Below are 20,892 nucleotides of genomic sequence, written 5' to 3' on the forward strand. Positions count from 1 at the left end.
TGTCCTTCCAGCAAATCCATTTAGATCATGTCTTTGCTTGCTGGCACGTTTTGGACTGTTTAACGTCTATAGAACCCATTTGACATCTAAGAAGAGGCTACAAGCCTCTTAACCATCAGCCTAATAAAACAAAGATTAACCTTGGGAGTCGCATTAGCTAGAGTTCTCTCAAAGTTCTTGATGAGGATTTTGCATCTCTCCATCCAAGCATTTGACCGCTCTCTTCCCCCACCTCGCTGCAACCGGAACAAACCCGGATTTTCCTTGCGCTTTCTGTCTTTTCATGTTTCGATGGTTTTGCCGAAAGTTCAAACCTGATTTTCGTCATGAGCTGGGGATAAACCGAACCCATGTTTTGGCTTGTAACCAAATAGTCTCTATAGGATTTTGTTCTGGACAATTGCCAGCAAAGCTACGAGCGTGTATTTTCATTCTAAAAACCACAAAACATAGCTGGAATGGTCAATATTTCGAGAAAAGTTTGCATTTTTTGTGTTATCTATCCGCAAATGGTAGATGAACTTGAAAGCGCGTATCGCCTGGCTTTGAAAAGCAGCGAATGTCTCCGTTATGCTGACCCACTACAATCCGATAGGCAATCTCCAGACCTAACCCGGTTCCTGCACCAACATCTTTCGTTGTAAAAAACGGTTCAAAGATTCGGGACTGAATCTCAGGGGGAATGCCTAGCCCGTTATCTGCAATTTCCACTATGAGGTAATCTTTTTCACTTGTCGTACGCACCCAAATCATACCCCCTTCGCCCACAGCGTCGATGGCATTATCAATAAGATTCGTCCATACCTGATTTAATGCACTCGCGTAGACTGGAATGTGTGGCTGGTTCGGCGAGTACTCCCGTATTACCGTGACACTACGCGATTTTAGCTTGTAGCCCAAAATAATGAGCGTGTTGTCAAGACCTTCATGCAGATCTACATACTGCCGGGGAGTTTGATCCATGTACGAGTATGCCTTGACAGCCTTGACTATTTTAAAGATGCGATCAGTGCCCTGATCAAGCACATTCAGGACAGTTGCGGAAGCTAGGGTTGCCTCCAACCAAGTCAGCACATCGTTGAGTGCATCAGTCGCCACCAGATTGTTAATCGCTTCTAATGCAACGGTGTTAAGTCCGGCCCCCACGAGTGTGGGAGCAAGTCTCCACCCATTGGCAACGCCATTCGACTCCAGCCAGTCTGCTAGTTCATCTTCCAAATCAATTTGAGCCAAGTAATCCAGATCGTCGAGTGTAGCAGCATATTCAATGGCATCACGCTTTAGCTCCAAGATGCGCTCTAGTTGAGTCGGCGTGAGGTGTTGCTCAATACGTCTAAGCGCGAGAGCCTCTAGAATCTGCATCGTGTGGCACAAATGTTCTGCAGCTCGACGTGCTGCTGATGCTGGATTATTCAGTTCATGAGCAAGTCCCGCAGCTAACTTACCCAAGGCGATGAGCTTTTCGTGTTGTTGAGATAACATCTGAAGCTCTTGCATTTTAAGTTGTGCTGCTTGTCGTTTTACCTCCTCCGTCTTCTTGAACAAGTCAACAAACACCGCCACTTTCGATGTCAATATTTCTGGCGAAATTGTCTTAATCAGGTAGTCTACCGCACCAAGGGAATAACCTTTGGACACAAGATTGTCGCTTGTGTTAAACGCTGTCAAGAAAATGATCGGGGTGGACACCGACCGTTCTCGAATTAAATTTGCCGTCTCAAAGCCATCCATCCCTGGCATCTGGACGTCGAGCAGAATTAAGGCAAAATCCTGATTAAGAAGACATCTCAAAGCTTCCATACCCGAATGAGCCTTTACCAGATTTTGACCCAGGCTGTACAGCATCGCCTCCAAGTTCAACAGATTTTGCGGATTGTCGTCTACCATAAGGATGTTTACTTTTGGTTCAGGCTGCATATGTTCTCCTTAATACGGGTGGACATCCTTTCATCACCCTAAGAAGGCATAGGTTTACTTGCAAGTGGAATCATAGCGACGTGGGCTGTTAACAGATGCGCGAGTTGTTTATGGAACGCTTCTTTGGGCTAAATATCTCGTAAGATGTGGACTTTAGAGTTGCCAAGAACGAGCGCTGCCTGGAGCAAGTGTGATTAACTCTTCAACATTGCGTAGCATTGTGTTGCAAATCATATTTAATGGTAAATCATTTGCATTGTGCCCGAAAGGCTCTTCGATTTCAGATCCAATTTGTTCAATACTCAATAATGTGAAACTCACAAAAGCTATCACTATTCCAGTCCACCAATTTAAATGACTGACTAACTCTAGAGGCAATATTAGGCAATATATTAACACCAATTGCCTGAGTTTAATTGTATATATTAAGGGCAGCGGCGTTTTCAAAATGCGTTCACAGCCACCCAAAATATCTACCATATCATCGAGCAACTTATGTAAGGCAGTCAGCTGATAAGTATTGAGACAATTACGGTCATGCTGATACTGCAAATAATCTCTAATCCAGAAAGCAATTTGTAGTGGGGGATGATTCGTATGTCTGAGCTTGAAAAACTGAATTTGGGACATCAATGACGCTAATTGCTCGTCCAAGGGATCTGCCCTTAGATGTAACTTCATTGCAATTGTAAAAGCAACTACTAGCCGAAGTATTGCCTCTTTTTCTACTCGATCCTTTGGAGACTGTTCTTTAACTACTATGTAAATACTCTGAGCCGATTTCCGAACCGTATTGACTAAAGCTCCCCATAGTTTCCGACCTTCCCAAAATCGGTCATGAGCTGTATTTGTCCGAAAAACCAATAGCAAAGTCAAACCTATATTGAAAATGACAATGGTATTATTAATTACGCGATTTTTGTCAGTAAAAGCTATCGAAAATCCACAATAGTGTAGTAATGATACCAAAAAACCATAGAAACAAAAAAAGAGTATCCAGGGAATAATGTCTGGAATAATTGAACTTTCAAGTCGTAAAACTACTTGAATCCAATGTAGTTTTTCACCTGTGTATAGTTGATACTTTCCTCTAAACGAATTTTTGACTTTGCTTAAAAGCTTTTTGCACTTTTCTAGTGTAATATTAGGCTTTGAGCAGCTCATATTGATGATACTTTTGTTAAAATTTTATACATCTTATAGTAAGCGCCAGAACTCAACAAATATACAGGTATTGAGAACGGTATAATCTTTGTTGATAAATCTGCCAAAGCATTTTCAGTGTAAGATTGCGATTTTGGATTTACGCGATCGCTTATGGCGTCACAAAAGCGTCCGAGGAGAGCGATCGGATTCCCAATAGACTTATCCGAAAATGGTAAATGTATACGGCAAATGGATTTCAGCGATTATAATGGAATGTGCGATCGCTAGATTAGGTATACGAAAGAATAGGGCTTTGAGCATAAATTACGGCTAAATTATCAGTTTAGGGGCAAAAATATTGGTAAGGATAAAATTTATTTACTACCAACAAATTTAAATATTAATAGCTAGTGAAAGTAAACAATTAAGCCGTAGCCTGACTAACCCACAAACGGTCATAATTACCTGGCTATACTTGTGCCTTGCTAAACGAAATTTCTCACTAGCGACTCGAAATATTTTTACTTTCCCTATTAAATGTTCAACGCCTATTCTTCTAGACGATAACTGCTGGTTTTCTTTTTTTTGTAATTCCGAAATTTCTTTCTTCCTCGGTTTCTTGTAAGGCGTGGTAATTGTTGATTCTCCTATGTAAGCTTTATCTCCAATAAATTTTTGTTCACAATCAAATTTACCTTGTGTTTCTCGGAATAAATTAATATCGCTTGTTTTTCCTAAATTTCCAATATAAATGTCAACAATATCTTCTCCATTGGGCAATACAATAAACTGGTTTTTCAGGGTATGCATTTTTTTCTTGCCAGAGTAGTGCTGTTTTTGCTCTTGATAGTCTACAGGCCTCTCTATAGCTTGTTCTGCACTATCTACAATCAATTCATGCTCACAAAGAATTTTACGTAGTTCTTGATATTTCTGACTATCTTTTTCTACCTCTTCCATTTGAGAAGCTGGTAATATCTCTCTCAAAATCTTCACCCAATAATTAAAAGCATCATTCGCTTTAGTTTTTGATATATCAAATAACAAACCCAAAATATCAAAAGTTGGTTTTTGTCGAAGGTAAACTAGACATAAACAGACCCCTTCTTTAGGAGACATTTCTGATTTACGTCCACCACCAGGAGCAATAAGACGAACTTTGTTTTTTTGAATTTCCGTTTGTTTCTGATTATGTCGTTGTTCTGCCAACACAACTAATGTCATAAACTGTTCATAATTAATACCGCTCAATCGTTTTGCTGACTGGGGATGTGATTCGATTCTTACTAAAGGACTCGTCATGGTTGATGCACTAGAATTTTTATTTCTGTATCATTTTCCCACAAATTTTATTTTAAGGACATGTCTAATAGATGTAAAGAAACATTTCTGTTTATTAGAAGAAGGATTATGTACAAAGAGGTGTAAAGATTGCAAGTCGAACTTGTTTACACCTTATTAAGATATTGATGGATGAATTGAACGGCTATTGCACCTTCTCCAACTCCTGAGGCGACTCGCTTTACCGAACCGTAACGCACATCTCCAGCCACAAAGATGCCTGGTACATTGGATTCCAACAGGAAGGGTTGACGAACCAGTTTCCATCCTTTTGGGCATCGTCCCTCGCGCATCAGGCTCGACCCGGTTAGGATAAACCCTTGTTCGTCTCTCTCCAGGACACCAGCCAGCCAATCAGTGTGTGGCCTCGCGCCGATTAAGATGAACAGCAACTTTGTAGGAACAGTTTGCTTTTCGCCAGTTTGAGCATCGACGATAGTGATCGCCTCTAGATTGGTCTCACCATGAACCTTGATGACACTGGTGTTCAACTGCACTTTAATATTTTCTGTGGCCAAGATTCGGTCTATCAAGTACTTCGACATGCTTTTAGCAAGTGAGTCGCCGCGTACCAGTATAGTCACATTGCGAGCGTATTTAGAAATATATACTGCTGCCTGGCCGGCTGAGTTAGCCGCACCAACGATATAAACATCTTCATTCAGGCAAGAAAGCACTTCGGACATTGCTGCACCGTAGTACACACCAGCCCCAGTAAGTTTGTCGATATCAGACACATCAAGTTGGCGATACGAGACACCAGTTGCAATCAGCAGCGCGTGACAGCTTAACTCTGTCCCGTCCGTCAGCTTGACGATACGATACGGATCCTCCAAGCGAATACCAACTACCTCTTGAGGTGCGAGAATCTCTACGCCGAACCGTTTGGCCTGAATGACAGCGCGACGGGCTAGTTCGGCTCCACTGAGTCCACTTGGAAAGCCTAAATAGTTCTCAATCTGGGAACTCGTCCCTGCTTGTCCCCCTGGGGCCTCTCTTTCAATCAACACCGTGCGTAGACCTTCGGACGCCCCATAGACTGCTGCTGCCAAACCAGCCGGACCTGCACCCACGATAATCAAGTCGTAAAACGGCATTTCGGCACGCGTCTTTAACCCGATTTTCTCCGCAATCTGAACGTGTGTTGGTTGTGTGAGAAACAAACCGTCGGGGAACATCAGTAGTGGCAGGTGCGCGGTATCACATTGAGTATAGATAACCCATTGACGTGCTTCTTCCTCTGTCTCAATGTCCAACCACTGATAAGGTACATGGTTGCGGGCCAAGAAGTCCTTAATTTGGTGCGACTTGGGCGACCAACGGGAACCAATAACGCGAATCCCTTCAAAAGGTGGGTGGTATGACGAGACCCAATCGTCTAGCAGATCGTTAAGAATGGGGTATAGGATTTCTTGTGGCGGATCCCACGGTTTCATAAGATAGTAATCAATCTTTGCTGTATTGATAGCAGATACAGCAGCATTGGTGTCTGCATAAGCTGTCAGCAAGACCCGTTTTGCATACGGGAATATCTGCATAGCCTGTTCGATGAACTGCACACCTGTCATCTGTGGCATCCGCTGGTCTACCAGAAAAAGCGCAACCATCTCGTTACGCAGTTTTACCTGTTGCAGTACACTCAAGGCTTTTGCTCCTGAGTCTGCTCGCAGTACCCGAAAGCTATTGCCATACTGTTGTCGGAGATCGCGCTCTATTACTCGTAGAACTCCAGGGTCATCATCAACCGTAAGTAGTATAGGATTAGCCACAGTAGCTCCTTACTGAATAAATAGTTGTATAAATTGTTATATTAAAACAATTTTGGCAATTTTTCACACACAATTTCGTGGCGGTGTTATCCAAGGCAGGATGTAGTCCTAATAGCTTTGGATAAACCGGAGTTCTGTTCCTTGAACAACGTATAGCAGCTGCCATACTGGTTAGGACAAGTATGCTCTAGCTATGATAATCGCTCTCTTAGATTTGCCAATGTCCTAAACAGTCTGACCACTGCTATATCTGCTATTCTGAGACCTTTAGGGCTACTAAAATGTCTTTCAACAGAACCTACAGACTGGCCATCTCAACAGTTTCATACTGATCTAACACAGTGATGCCCTCGTAGAATCCACTCATTTGGAGGAATTGCTTCACATTATCAGGAGCACCGACTATATAAATGTCAACATTAGGTCCGAGCTTTTGCTTAGTGAAAATAAGGGCCCGCAAACCAGCAGTAGTAATACATTGCAGGTCTTGTAGCAGCAAGACGAGGCGTTTTACTGGCTTTTCTGTTGCTTTGACCAACACTTCCTGAAAATGTCCTACAGCACTGGCATCCAGTGAGCCAGTTAAGGAAATATTAGCAGTACCATTAGTTACTTCCAGCAGCGTTGCGTCGAAAGACATCTGAGTGGGAAGGAGCCTGACTCGAATTTTCAGTTCGTCTTGAGTAGACGGTAGTTTGACCGTTAGACTTGAGGCATCAAAATCGGAATACTTTTGCCCGTTGATCCATACATTGCCAATCTGCACACTACCTGGTGGCAGTATATCTGGTGCAACCCGTAGGATGTTGTCCTTAAAACCACCAGGCTTCGGCTTGAAATACAAATCCATCGGCTGCTTAGTAATCAGCAGGTTTGTATAGACGCAAGCCAAGTAAGCCAGCTCGAACGAGTGGTAACCACTCATTGAGTGGCTGCCCTTACCTCGCTCAGTTCCTAGCAAGTAGGGAAGTCCATCTGCGAGAACATTGAAGTATACACCTCCACCCGCGTAATCGAGGAACCAAGTGTTATAGAAACCTGCCGCTTCACGTGCATGGCGTTGATACTCAGGTTTATCAAGCGAGCCAGTCAGGATAAGGTAGGCTAAAATAGCTTGTTCCTGCTGCCACCAAGCTTTCCGGTTATGCCAGACAAAGCGGTGTACCTCTTGCCCTGGTTTGAGGAGGCGTTCCACGACATCGTACCACCCACCACGCTGTTGGTCGCTGCCGATTGCAGGCATGATCTCTGCAATCTTTTCAGCTAGAGCGATATATTTTTCTTTTGGTTTTAGGTGGTTCATCCGCATAAGGTTCCAAGCAATTTTGAGGTTATGACCTACGACTGCTCGATTCTGCTGCCATCCCCAAGTTGTGTCGTGACTCCAATCCTCATAAAAACGTTCCTGAATAAACGGGCTATGGTCATAATCCGGGAACCGCTTTTCAATGGTGTCAAACGTGTACTCAAGGAAATTTGCGTATTCTTCCTCGCCAGTCGCCAGCCAAAGATTGATCAGATAGGCTGGGGCATGGTCACCTATTGAGTTCCAATTTTTCTTCGCACGGTTGTGGCCTAAAGTCTCAGAATAAGGGCTGAGAGTAATTGGATCAATGTGGGAGAAAAATCCTCCTTTATCTGTCTTGTCCAGGAAATGCTTGTTAAACAGATTAATGGTCAACTCAATATCTTTCATGATGCGTGGATCGCCCGTTACCCGATAGGTCTGGGTGGGGCCAGCCAGGGCATAAATTTGCTCGTAAGCTGGAATAGCGTCATAATCATCACCAAATTCTGAGGAGAATATTTTCTGCTTGCTGCTATCTGGCTTCACGTCAACGGCGTGATACCAATAGCAAATACCTTCACCCTCATCTAGAAAACGCATGTGTTCGCGTAGGTATTCAGTGCCTTTTTCAGCAGCCTCTAGGTAGCGGTCATCCCCAGTCATCATGTAGGCTGTGGCAAAACCGTAAACCAGGCGGGAAATGGTGTCAGTTTCCTGACGATTACTATTTTCCTTGGAACCAACTAAGCCGATACCAGTGCGGTATTTCCGATAATCAATTTCGCCATCTTCAAACTGGGCTTTTAGGTAAAAATTGGCAAGGCTTTGTATCTGCTTAACCCACCAGTCTGGTTTTTCAAAAAGATACTCATTTTCGGTCCTGCCCAGAAAAACTATATGTTTAGCTTCAAACTTATACTCACCTGCCTCAGGATAAAAAATCCCATACACGAAAAGATAGCAATTTGGAACGAGCATTGAACTGATCTGTCTAGTGCAATCAAAGTAAGGCTCATCTAAATTGCGCACTAGCTCAGCATACGTCATTGAGGTCAATGCTACTTGAAATTTCCTACCATCTGACGTTTTGAGAGCGAAAGTACCAAAATCTCCCTTGCTTGAATCAAAATCGGTAACATACCCAGCAATCAAGTCCGAAAACGAAAAGCTCATGTTACTCATTGAATTTCCTCCAGAGTTGAGAATCGATTAACTGGAAATTATTTGGAAATGAGAACGACAACGCTACGGTCTTTAACAGGATAGACATTACCTGAAACTATAGTTTCTTCTCCGGGTTCCACAATATCCATAGGAGAGACAAGAGCAGTGTCTACGACTTTGTACCATCTCCTACCTTTAATAGAAGGAATTTCAAAGTCGAGATTTTCCCAGTACATATTGAGCATTACATGAATATCTGCTTCTTGTTCAAAGCCCCCCAGAGTAAATGCGAGAACTCTAGCATGAGAGTCGTGCCAACCCGGGCTGAACAACTTGCAACCATGCCAAGAAATGTCCGCAAAGCCCCGCTCATTAACTTCACCCGTGAAGAAATAACGACGGTGTAATGCCGAATGGCAGTAACACTTGCGGAAATTAATCATCAACTTGAAAAACCTGAAAATATCAGCGCTCTTCTCTACAAGATTCCAGTCTAACCAACTAATCTCGTTATCCTGGCAGTAAGCGTTGTTGTTGCCCTTTTGTGTACGTCTAAATTCATCACCTGCGACAAACATTGGTACACCTTGGGAGAGCATGAGAATGGCTGCAAAATTCTTAATTTGTCGCTGACGCAATCCCTCAATTTCTGAGTTCTTAGTATCTCCTTCAATACCGCAATTCCAGCTCAAATTGTCATTGATGCCATCCCGGTTGTCTTCACCATTCTCTTCATTATGCTTGTGATTGTAAGAAACTAAATCATTGAGAGTGAACCCATCATGACAGGTGATGAAGTTAACGCTGTTAATTGGTAAATGAGCAGTTGGTTGGTAAAGATCAGCACTTCCAGCAATACGCCAAGCAGCAGCCCCAACCATTCCTGGATCCCCCTTAACAAAGCGCCGGATGTCGTCTCGGAAGCGTCCGTTCCATTCTGCCCAACGATATCCAGGGAAGCAACCAATCTGATAAAGCCCAGCCGCATCCCAAGCCTCAGCAATGATTTTGGTATCAGCCAAAATTTCGGATGTTTCAATATTCCAAACTACTGGCGGATGATCCATTGGTACCCCGTTCTGTCCCCGAGAAAGAATAGACCCTTCATCAAACCGGAAACCATCAACGTGCATCTCTTTCACCCAAAATTCTAAGCTATCTACAATCAACTTCTGCACTATAGGATGGTTGCAGTTAACAGTATTTCCACACCCGGAGTAGTCCATGTAGTATTGCTTGTCCCAGGGTACTAAGTGATAGAAGATGCTATTAAAAAAACCTTTGAAGTTGATGATTAGACCCTGATGGTTTCCTTCGTCGGTGTGATTAAAGACTACATCCAGAATGACCTCAATTCCTTCCTTGTGCAATGCCTTGACCATATCCCGAAACTCCTTGATATGATTACCTACATCAGGTAATACACAATATGAACCTTCAGGAGCAAAGTAGCTGTGCGGGTTGTATCCCCAGTAGTCATTGAGTCGCTTGCCGTTAATTTCTCGGAGAATGTTCTTTTCGTCAAAATCAAATATTGGCAAGAGTTCAACAGCAGTGATTCCCAACTCTTTTAGATAAGGAATCTTCTCAATGATTGCAGAAAAAGTACCGGGATATTTACAGCCTGAGGAAGGTGATTTAGTAAATCCGCCAACGTGCATCTCATAAATAATGGTCTCATTCATTGGTCGGTTAATGGGACGATCACCTTCCCAGTTATAATCCGATATATCAATGACTACACTACGCATTGAGCTGGCTAGGTTATCTTTTGACCCTAAAGCATCGCTGCGTTTCCAAAGGGTGTTAGTGTTTCCTCTAGCGTAAGGATCAATCAGTATCTTATTTTTGTTAAAACGGTGTCCTGTTTGGTGTAAATCCTGAGGACCGTCAAGCCGATAGGCGTAGTGAGCGCCCGGTTTTAACCCTTTGACATAGACATGCCAAAAGTGGAAAGTTTTATTTATCTTTGAGTCTAATTCAATAACTTGTGTAGGTTCTAGGTCATCATGGTTATCAAACAACAAGAGTTCGACAAAAGTACTATGCTCTGAAAAAATTGAGAAGTTTACTCCGTCTTGGTCCGGCGTCGCACCTAAAGGATGTTGGCATCCAGGTTCTAATTGGTATTGTTCTGTAGCTCTTTCCTTCTGATAATTACCCAGTTCCGTTTGATAGTTAGGTGTTGTTAGCATCATTTTACTCCTCGTAGGTTTCCAGGTATCAATTATGTAGTAATTATTTTAAGTCTGTGTTAAATGACATTTTGCAAGTTATTCCCTGCTAGCCAAGTGACCATTTTTTAGCCATTAGAGTATTCGCAATTTTTAGTTTTGCTTGTACTAGTTTTAGAGTTTTTTTGCTGATTTTAGGTTTTTTATTTGTTTTAGCATCTCGATAATTAAGTTTAAAAAAAAACAATTAGAGTTGCAAGGGTTAATTTTTGGGAGAAAGTATATATTATTTGTATTTAATTCAGATTATCTCTGAATAATACTAAATAAGTAAATGAAATTTTAAAAAAGGGTTACATATTTTTAAAATAACAGATATTAAAAGCGAAACCGTGTACGAATTCCACCTATAATAATTGTGTTATTTCCTGAATTATGTTCAGGATTTGTAATAACAAAAAAACCAGGGGTAATTGAAATGTTGTTATTCACCCGAAAGTCATAAAATAATTCATAATGCAAAGACGTACTTACGTCTTCACGCTGAATTAACTTTCCATTAATTAGTTTTAAGGGTTGACCGAATATAACTCCCAATGTGTCTCCTTCTCGACCAAATAAATCTCTAACAAGGAGAGAAACGGCATAGGTCGTAGAGTTTGCTTCGGCGTCAGATTCTCGGGACTTGGTTCGGATATAACCTCCCCAAGCCCCTAAAGTCACATTTGGCAGTAATCGCCATTGCAGTGTTCCATTGATTGCCTGAATTTGTGCTCGTTCCTTAAATCCTCCTGAAGTATCAGCATTCAGGCTTCCAGCTAAGGTATTTAAACTACCATCCTCAGACTGAGCATGGATATATGCAATGCCAGTGGTAAAATTTTCAGTGGGTCTGACCAGAAGTTGTGTTCCAATAGCATAACTATCTGAATTAAATAGGCCTGAATTGGGATCATTTGCATTCTTTGCACTATACACAAACTGAAGTTGTGTCTGGTCTGTAATAGACCAGTCTATGCCAAGCCCTGTATTTAACTCTTCCAATCCAATTCTAAAGACAGGGCTGAATTCCCCAAACTGGGACAAAGCTAGCCCTTCTGTAGAGGAATTCGAGTTTAGAACAATGTACGTGCGATGTCCAACAGGTGTAATTTTGAAAGTAATCCGGTCATTAAAAGCTGTGAATCGATATTGCAGAACAGTTAAAAAAGTTTGATTATTCGTATTACCGGCTTCACTCCAGAGTGCCATTTTTGTACCGAAGGAGTCAGAATCGGCAAAATTACGATTTACAGCATTTCCTGCTGCCAACTCAATAAAGAGGAGGTCTTTACCGGAAAAAGACGTGTTAAACTGCAACTTCGTTAAATAAGTCAGAACTGGATTGCTATCCCCTTTGCCTGTAACCCTTCCTCCCCAACCATCTATCAAATTAAATTTAACTTCCCCTGTTAATTTAGTAGTTGTTGCAAATTGCTGCGTTTCGAGTGCAGCAGTACGAGCTTCTAGAAGATCAATATGACCTTGCAAAACAGCTAATTCATTAGTGAACTCTTGTTGCAGTCTTTGTAATACGATAGTATCTTCCTGGTCAATGACTTTCATTTGGTCAGTATTAATTTGCGCTTGGATATAGTTGAGTAATCCATTGAGACAAATTGCAAATTCAAAGCGAGTGACAGAACGGTTTCCTTGGAAAATATCATTATCGCAAAGGACTGTAACACCATACCGTTCCATTAATAACTGCAGCGCTTGTAACTTCCAGTCCGTTGACTGTACATCTGACAATTTTGAAACAGCAGGAATTTCATTAGTTAAGGTTTCTGACAAGTTAGTGATTTGCGAATTGGCAACTTGAGCAATAACCTGAAATTCAACCGATTGTTTATTTGACTTTTGATAAGGCTGTTGACCTGGAACTTTGACAACAGCACTTGAAGTTGCTTGAGTAATTAGGGTAGTAGTTGGCTCGGCTATTTTAGATGTAAGGAGCTGTTTTGAGGAACCAGGTAAACTTTGGTCTAATGGTTGGATGTGTATAGCTTTAGAGATAGGTGAATAAGCAGTTAGTGAAGCCCCCTTCTTCTGATTAGACAAGAGGAATTTGCTAGAGGCTTGAGTAGTGTTCTTCTTGTCTTTGACAACTTGCCTTTGAATATCATGCCAATTTTTATCAGTTTTGTGAAGGTATTTTGTTGAATTTGAAGATGATAGATTAAGTGCAAGAGCCTGTTGCGACTCTATTAGAAAGGGGATATCTACTACTGTTTGATACTCCAAAGATGCGGCTAAATGATGAATAGTCGCCATAACAGGTGGAGGCATTGATGGAATTAGTGGGAGCAAACACATTTTTTAAAGAGTGTAGGTTAATCCTATATTTAGTTAATTATTTGAGCATTAAAGGCACTTAATATTCGCAAGGTTGTTCAAAATAAAACCTTAACAAAAAGTTAGTCGTTGTCTAAGTTAAATACTTGAATCTCTCACACATTACAATTCATGACAGTATCAACTCTATTGTTAACGCCCAATTTAAGCTGGTTTTTCAAGTACAGGTAAAGGGCGTGATATATCTTTAACTTAAAGGACACAAATTATGATCACAAGGGTTGATCTTCATCAGCAAGTTTTTATTTTTTAGGTAAGATAAACTACGCATAAAAAAGCGGAGTAAGGCGACTTCTAAGCTAACCTACAATCCGCTTTTAACATAGTCGAGAATTTTAACTTATTATGATAACTGGTCGTTTAAATTCACTTTAAGCCTTATTACACAACCCGTAGACACTTAAAATACCAAATACACATAGCCCTAATACAAAAGAGGATTCAGGTATGCTACTGGATTTATGGGAAAATACGATACCAGTAGGTGCATCCAGTCCATTGTCCAAGGCTAAGGTATGAAGCAAGGCTCCTGTCATACCATCGTATACCAGGACTTGGTTGTTTTCTACGCTGCCGACGTATAGGTTACCATCCAAGTCAAAGTTCAAGAAATTAGGTCCATCCAATTGACTGCCAGAGGCGAAGGTAACACGGAGGTTCCCTGTTTTACCATCGTACTCTAGGACTTGGTCGCTCAAAAAGCTACTGACGTAGAGGTTGCCGTCCGAGCCAAAGCTCAAGCCAGTAGGTCCAGTCAGCCCGCCGCCAGAGGCAAATGTACCGAGCAAATTTCCCGTCTCACCGTCATACCACAGTATGTTGTTGGAGTAAAAGCTACTAACGTAGAGGTTGTTGTCTGGACCAAATACTATACCAGTGGGGAAATCCAGTCCACCGCCAGAGGCAAAGACCTTAACAAATGCTCCTGTTCTACCGTCGTATTCTAGTACTTGGTCGGTTAATTGGCTGCTAACGTAGAGGTTGCCGTTTGAACCAAAGCTTAAGCCATCAGGTTGATCCAGCCCACCGCCAGATGCAAAGACTTCAAGGAAGGCTCTTGTCTTACCGTTGTATTTTAGAATTTGGTCAGTGCCTCTGTTGCTAACGTAGAGGTCGCCATTTGAGTCAAAGACTAAGCCTTCAGGCTCATTCAACTGGCTACCAGAGGCAAAGGTATCAAGAAAGTACCCCGTCTTACTGTCATACTGCTGGATATTGTCAGAGTTAAACCCGGCAACGTAAAAGGTGGCTCCTAGTGTCGGAGTAGCAAAACCCAGAGTTGCAAGGGCAGGTAGAGCTCGAATGAAGTTAAATAATTTACGTTTTATGGTGTTGCAGATTGGATACGAAGTGTTTTCAGGCATTTTCAGATGATTTTTCCCCAACCTATCCCCACGAACTGCACATTTTACAAGTTGATAATGGTTCATTTCATACAATCGGGAAGTTGAGAGTTACCGAAAATATTATTCTCTTGTTTCAGCCTTTATATATTAGACCTGCCTTGAAAATAGGGACTGGGGATTGGGGACTGGGGACTGGGGAAGAAATATTTTCATTCCTTCGTTGTGAACCGTTCTTACAAAAAATCTACAAAAGCTGACAGCTTAGCAGAGAGACTTATCACGAAAAGTCAGAAAGATTAATGGGTAGACGCACTTGGAAGCGCGTGTCCCCTGGATGGGAAAAAATGCGGATGCTGCCTTTGTGCTGACCGACGACGATACGGCGAACAATATCCAACCCCAACCCAGTTCCTTTACCAATATCCTTAGTGGTAAAGAACGGCTCAAAAATTCTAGATTGAATCTCTAGGGGAATGCCGGGACCGTTGTCGGCGATTTCCACCAAAATGCACTCCTCCTCTCGTGCCGTGCGCACACGGATCTGTCCCTGTCCATCCATTGCATCAATCGCATTGTCAATTAGGTTCGTCCAGACTTGATTGAGTTCGCTGCCATAAACGTGGATGTGCGGTAGGTGGCTATCATACTCACGGATCACAACCACCTCCGATTTGAGCTTGCACCCTAAGATTTTTAGTGTACTCTCGAGTCCTTCATGGGCATCGACCTTCTGAAGCGGAGCCCGATCCATGTATGAGTACTCCTTAACAGCATTTACCAACTCAGAGATGCGTGCAGATCCTTGCTTAATTTCAGACAATAGCAAAACTCCGGACAGTGTCGCCTCTAACCAAGCCAGCACATCACCAAGGGATTTGAGAGGAACCTGCTTTACAATCGTGTCGAGCCATTGGGGGTCTAGTCCTGCCTCGACCAGGGTAGGAGCCAATTGCCACCCATTCGAGATGCCATTCGACTCTAGCCATTCTGTGACCTCATCTTCCCTGTTGCTTTGGGTCAGCACAGCAACTGACAAAGCAGATTTCGCTTGCGCTGTCGCGTCGCGTGGCAAATCAGTTAGAAAAGTCAGTTGCTCTTGTGTCAGCTGCTGATGCAATTTAAGTGCTAAAGATGGTAACACTTGAAAAATTTTTTCCAGGTGTTCTACGCCCCGACTCAGTGCAGCGGCTGGGTTATTTAGCTCATGGGCAAGACCAGCGGATAAAATACCAAGTGCATTGAGCTTGCCATGATGTTGAAGTACTTCCTCGTAGTTCTGCCACAATCGTGCTGTAGCGCGTAGCACGCCACGGGCGAGCAAAGGGTATCTCCCCAGCACATGCCAAAAAGCCTTTTCTTCCAACCGAAATAGATGACTATCGCGGACAACACGTCCAGTGCCAAGATACACTGGAATGTCTAATAGAAAAAGCTCTGGACCGAAAAAGGAGCCCGGCTCCAAGTTAATGACATATACCTCCTGGTTGCCAAACTCTTTCGTTGTAAATTCAAGTTCGCCTACCAGTAAGACGTAGAAATGATCGGCAGGTTCTCCCTGCTTGACAAGTGTGTCACCCTGCTGGAGCAACAACTGAGTACCTTGAGCGACTAACCAGTTCAATTGCTCATTGGTTAAATTTGCAAATAGCTGCACTTGGCGTAAAGCATATGCGGTGTCTGTCATGTTGCTGTTCCGTTAAAGTCTTGATGGATGAATAGCGCTTTACGGTTGTCTTGACGCTTCCGGTTGGGAAATGGAGGAAGAAAACATGTCTCGTGACCGTACAAGAATCAACGTCAATAACGCACCGACCAAGGAGACAAAGGCAACTATCACAAACAAATTACTGTACGCACTAGAATAGCTTTCAATGGCAGCTTTTGTAAATATCTCTCGACCAGCAGAAATTGTCGTTGCTGCACCATTAATGTCACCACGTGCTATCTGGTTTGCGATTTGTGCGGTAGAACTTCCCAATCGGACAGATGTACCCCATAATAAATCGGATAAACGGCTCTGAGTAAGGCTAGTCAGAATTGCTCCTGCCCCTCCGATTGTGATTGCATCGCCCGTAAGGCGCATCGTATTGAAAATTCCTGATGCCATCCCACTGTGTTCAGGGTTAACCACACTCACTGCTAGGTTATCCAACAGCCCGTTTACTATACCTGTACCAGTACCAATTATCAGCAAAGCGCTCACGAGTGCTATTCCCTCGGTTTCTGCAACAGTTCTGCTCAACCACAAAGCACCCAAACCGTTTAAAACTAGCCCAACACTTACTAGCGCCCGCACAGAGAAATGGTTTGCTAAGCGACCCGCTAAAGCAGGAACCCCTGCTACGGGAATAGTTAGGGGTAGTATTGCTAATCCTGCCTGGAGCGGAGAGTAGTTGTTGATTCCCTGAAAGTAAAGGGGCAGATAGACTAACGGGGTGAGAAAGACAAATGCAACTATAATTGGGAGGATCTGAGCAGCAACAAACGTGGGGTTGTGAAATAGCTCTAGATCAAACATCGGGTAGCGCTGACTGCGCTCTAGTGTAATAAAAAGTGTGAATCCTACAATAGCACCCAATAGTGTGCCTAGCGTTTGAAGATTGCCCCAACCTGCCTCGGAGCCATTCGTCAAGCCATAAATGAGCAAAAACAAAGATAAGCTGAAGCTAACAAGACCAAGCCAGTCAATACTAGTTGCCTCGGGATCTTTGGATTCACACATCTTCGGAACCGCCAGTATCAAAACCCCCAAGCTAATGGGTATATTAATGAGAAAAATCCATCGCCAGCTCCAGGCTGTGATTATCGCACCGCCTATTGTTGTTCCGAAAGCAAGACCAATGCCCAAGCAAGCACCGAAGATGCCAAAAGCTTTTGCCCGTTCGGCATCGTTACGGAATACACTGGCAATAAGAGCAGACCCTGATGGCAGGACAAGTGCCCCGCAGATGCCTGCAACAGATCGCGAAAAATTAAGCATCAGCGGATCTTGAGACAGTCCAGATAAAAGGGCAGCTACAATGAATAGAGCAATGCCAATGGAAAAGAAGCGACGACGCCCCCACAAATCTGCCATTGACCCAGCACTCAGCAAAAATGCTCCAAAGGCTAAATTGTAAGCATTCATTACCCATTGCAATTGGGCAAAGCTTGCATTCAGTTCCTGACGAATGCTGTCTAAAGCTACTCCAACACTGGTTATGTTGATCGTTAACATAATGCCAGCGGCGCAAGCGCCGATTAGAGTTGCTTGTTTGCACTCTGACCTATCAATTAACTTAGTTTTTACGTTTTGCAAAGTTTTACCTTCATTAATTTTAATTCTCATTAAAGTCCATCAGTGCAATGGGACTAAAATAAGTGTAAGTCCTTGATACAACTGGTTTTTTAGTGTAGGAGTGTGGGGTGTAAGAAAAACTCCATAATACGCATTGGTTTACTCGTATCCTTATTTAAAAGCTAGTTATTTCCCTTACCCCCCTAAACCCTGCCAAACGCGAGGATTTCATCTTAACTTGATGCCATCCCGCAATAAGTCCCGTTGAATGTGAATTGTAAATTGTCGCTGGCTAGGTGTTTTGTATGAGCGTGTTGCAGTTTTTAGATTGCAAATTGTTGTAAACAAATAATTAATTTGGGATTAGGCTTGAGGTGTATTGTCTCCAAAAGACTCCTTGAAAACAAGTGGGTTAAAGTATTCTTTCACGGAGATGAGTCTCCCATCCCGTAATTCAAATAATCCACAGTAGTGATTGTTATAAGACCGACCCGTATCAGCGATTTCTGTTTCACCATAGTATTCGGCAATTGCTAAATTTGGGTTTAACGTGGGGTAAATTTTTCGATCGATAAATGCCATTCGTTTCATGGCTTTTGGTAACGTACTGAAGTGGCGGAATATTGTTTCTTTACCTTCTAAACGATTGGGAAAACCTGCGGGAGCATAAGGCATATTATGCACACCTTCTTCAGCCCACAAATTAATCCATTTCTCAATATTCATTGCCTCTAAGAGGTCAAGAAAATCTGATATGACTCGGATAATGTGCTCGTGTTTGGCGGTATTTTGGTCTATTGTTATCATACTGATATGCAAATTCTGCTGTTACTAAGGAATCAAGGTGATATTTGGGCTTATTGGGTTCAACACCCTTCTTTTGGTTAGGTATAACAATCCACGGCAGAGAATATATAGCAATCATATCTGAGTTGTGAAAATTACTTTCTTTAACGAATCGCAAAGTTTAGAAATAGAATATTTCACAAATGGTTTACAATTGCTATATTTACACTCAAAAACTAGTTCATATGAGTGTACCGATTATGTTTATATGGTCATATTAGAACAAGTTTAACGAAGTTGTTACAACTTTATAAAAGAGGATTGATTAGACTATTTGTTTTAACCAGATTATCCTCTTTTGAACCTTAATTTAGACGTCGTCATCTGAATCAAATTAGGTAGACTATTCGTGTTACAGATTTTTAGTAACGGAATTCTACGACAACAATGATCCACCAACGGCACGAATAAGTTGCCCAGTGATCCAACGCGCATCATCGCTGACCAAAAATGCAACAACATCTGCAATGTCTTCGGGCTGTCCTATACGGCCTAGAGGAGAGGACTTAGACACTTCAATTCTCTTATCTTCTGAAAAAGATTCTTTGAAAAGGTCTGTATCCGTGGGACCAGGCGCAACGGTATTAACAGTGATAGCACGCGCACCCAATTCCTTTGCTGCAGACATAGTGAACATCTCCACAGCTGCCCTAGTGCCTGAATAGTGTGTATAGCCTGCATAGCCGGAAACGGTAGCACTAGAAGAGAAATTGATAATGCGCCCGCCGTCCTCTATGTACCGTGCAGCTTCTTGCATGGAAAAGAAATTGCCCTTAGCATTGATTGCGAACACCGTATCGAAGTCCTCTTCTGTTACTTCTATAAGTTGCTTTGCCGGTGGAAAGTAAGCGGCATTGTTCACCAAAATGTCCAGTTTACCAAAATAATCGATTGTTTCCCGAAACATATCGCGCGTTTCTGGAATATTGCCTATACTAGCTTGCACAGCCAGAGCTTTTCCGCCTTCAGCTTCAATTTCTGAGACAACTTCATGTGCCTTGTTGACATTGCTGGCGTAGTTGACCACGACACTCGCGCCGTCTTTAGCCAAACGTTTGGCAATGGCGCGTCCAATTCCTCGTGAACCACCAGTTATAATCGCAACTTTTCCGATGAGAGATCCCATAGTATTACCTTCCTTTGTTAAAGAGTTTACAAGTCCAATTCATTCTCAACTGCAGCAACCTTGTGAAATTTATAAACAATTGATATCAATTTTATTAATTGTAAAACTATACTGTAAGGGTTAATATTTAGAAGTACGTTTGTTTTTTTTATTTTTTAATTTAATTGTGTCATTTTTTTGAAAAAGTATCTAATCAACAATACCTTAGCCAAAAAAAGAGTATGAAGAGAGAGGGCGCTCTGTAGTAGAGTTGTTGTCTTCCCAAACGACAACTCAAAAACTACAATTCGCCCATGTTCGATATCCTATCACTGTTACAATGCCTACTACCGCAGATCAACGCTACGACGATGCGCCGAATGAACCAGATCATCATGGCCATGTTAGCAATGAGCGGCCGAGCTACCATGTTGGGAATTTCTCGTTGGACAGACATTGGTGGTAGTTATCGGACAATGTTGAGATTTTTTCATACAGTAATACCTTGGGCAACGTTACAGGGCGAACGCATCTTATTTACTAATAGAAACTAAGAAAGATTTCAAAACGACATAGATAATTGTAAAAATTGATGTGACCATAAGCAGAATAAATCAAATATTCTCCGAATCTGTCAAATAGTCTATCTTCAACTAAATGACTATTCATTAATACTAAATTAATTCAATTATGAGGTCATAAAAGGTTTATTTATCCAGACAATAAATAAACCTTTTATATAAAACATTAAATTCAAGTTTTGATGTAATTTTTTAAGCTAACGCTAAAACTCTTAGTAAATAATTGTTATCCATTGTTCCAACATTAGTTTAACTAGTGCTTGCTTTGCTCGCTCTTTAATCGTCGGAACTTTGAGAATGCGCTTGCTTCCGTCTTTTTTTGGAATCGGTATTTCTCTAAGTTTGCTATGAGTCCAGGCGTGAGCCTTTTGTTTCAGCAATACTTCAAGTTCAAACCTTTCTTGAAAATTCAGGGAAGCTTTACCATCTACACCTGCTGTTTTCTTACCATTATTTAGCTGGGTTACTTGACGAATAGCTAATAATCTCGCACTTCGGGATTTCAGTAAGCTGTTACGCAGCTAGATTGTATAATATTAGATTA

General features: G+C 42.1%; 12 protein-coding genes and 3 pseudogenes. 1 reads left to right on the forward strand and 14 read right to left on the reverse strand.

The features are described from left to right. Window positions 1-86: 86 nt before the first annotated feature. From HUN01_RS01045 to HUN01_RS01105, 13 genes and pseudogenes are all read right to left on the reverse strand, one after another. Window positions 87-346, reverse strand: a pseudogene (locus tag HUN01_RS01045) (transposase); the annotation flags it as partial. 149 nt (window positions 347-495) lie between these two features. Then, window positions 496-1,887 carry an ATP-binding protein gene (locus HUN01_RS01050; RefSeq protein WP_181927149.1) on the reverse strand — a complete coding sequence of 464 codons (1,392 nt, stop codon included), beginning with the start codon at window positions 1,885-1,887 and terminating at the stop codon, window positions 496-498. 183 nt (window positions 1,888-2,070) lie between these two features. Next, the gene (locus HUN01_RS01055) at window positions 2,071-3,081 is read right to left on the reverse strand and encodes a bestrophin family protein (protein ID WP_181927150.1); all 1,011 of its coding nucleotides are present in this window, start codon (window positions 3,079-3,081) and stop codon (window positions 2,071-2,073) included. 375 nt (window positions 3,082-3,456) lie between these two features. Beyond that, a complete protein-coding gene (locus HUN01_RS01060; RefSeq protein WP_181927151.1) occupies window positions 3,457-4,365 on the reverse strand; it encodes a transposase family protein in 909 nt (302 codons plus the stop codon). Between the two features lie 146 nt (window positions 4,366-4,511). Continuing rightward, a complete protein-coding gene (locus HUN01_RS01065; RefSeq protein ID WP_181927152.1) occupies window positions 4,512-6,173 on the reverse strand; it encodes an FAD-dependent oxidoreductase in 1,662 nt (553 codons plus the stop codon). Window positions 6,174-6,471: 298 nt separating this feature from the next. Continuing rightward, entirely contained in the window at window positions 6,472-8,643 is a 2,172-nt protein-coding gene (locus HUN01_RS01070) for an AGE family epimerase/isomerase (protein WP_181927153.1), read from the reverse strand. 38 nt (window positions 8,644-8,681) lie between these two features. Next, entirely contained in the window at window positions 8,682-10,823 is a 2,142-nt protein-coding gene (gene glgX, locus HUN01_RS01075; RefSeq protein WP_181927154.1) for a glycogen debranching protein GlgX, read from the reverse strand. A gap of 354 nt (window positions 10,824-11,177) precedes the next feature. Beyond that, window positions 11,178-13,127: an iron uptake porin gene (locus HUN01_RS01080; protein ID WP_181927155.1), complete on the reverse strand. Its 1,950-nt coding sequence runs from the start codon at window positions 13,125-13,127 to the stop codon at window positions 11,178-11,180. Between the two features lie 437 nt (window positions 13,128-13,564). Further along, complete coding sequence (locus tag HUN01_RS01085; protein ID WP_181927156.1) at window positions 13,565-14,557, reverse strand: Vgb family protein; 993 nt, start codon at window positions 14,555-14,557, stop codon at window positions 13,565-13,567. A 259-nt stretch (window positions 14,558-14,816) separates the two neighbouring features. Continuing rightward, window positions 14,817-16,223 carry a sensor histidine kinase gene (locus tag HUN01_RS01090; protein WP_181927157.1) on the reverse strand — a complete coding sequence of 469 codons (1,407 nt, stop codon included), beginning with the start codon at window positions 16,221-16,223 and terminating at the stop codon, window positions 14,817-14,819. Between the two features lie 39 nt (window positions 16,224-16,262). Beyond that, on the reverse strand, window positions 16,263-17,837 hold the full coding sequence (locus HUN01_RS01095; RefSeq protein ID WP_181927158.1) for an MFS transporter: 1,575 nt from the start codon (window positions 17,835-17,837) through the stop codon (window positions 16,263-16,265). A gap of 342 nt (window positions 17,838-18,179) precedes the next feature. Continuing rightward, window positions 18,180-18,623 carry a nuclear transport factor 2 family protein gene (locus tag HUN01_RS01100; protein ID WP_181927159.1) on the reverse strand — a complete coding sequence of 148 codons (444 nt, stop codon included), beginning with the start codon at window positions 18,621-18,623 and terminating at the stop codon, window positions 18,180-18,182. A 415-nt stretch (window positions 18,624-19,038) separates the two neighbouring features. Continuing rightward, window positions 19,039-19,788, reverse strand: a complete 750-nt coding sequence (locus HUN01_RS01105) for an SDR family oxidoreductase (protein ID WP_181927160.1) — start codon at window positions 19,786-19,788, stop codon at window positions 19,039-19,041. A 293-nt stretch (window positions 19,789-20,081) separates the two neighbouring features. On the opposite strand from HUN01_RS01105, the pseudogene HUN01_RS01110 reads away from it, so the two are divergent. Then, window positions 20,082-20,285: pseudogene (locus HUN01_RS01110) on the forward strand (transposase); the annotation flags it as partial. Between the two features lie 299 nt (window positions 20,286-20,584). Here the strand turns inward: HUN01_RS01110 and HUN01_RS01115 are convergent. After that, window positions 20,585-20,869 (reverse strand): annotated as a pseudogene (locus HUN01_RS01115) (reverse transcriptase N-terminal domain-containing protein); the annotation flags it as partial. Window positions 20,870-20,892: the final 23 nt, after the last annotated feature.

It is taken from the genome of Nostoc edaphicum CCNP1411 (genome assembly GCF_014023275.1).
Classification (GTDB): Bacteria; Cyanobacteriota; Cyanobacteriia; order Cyanobacteriales; family Nostocaceae; genus Nostoc; species Nostoc edaphicum_A.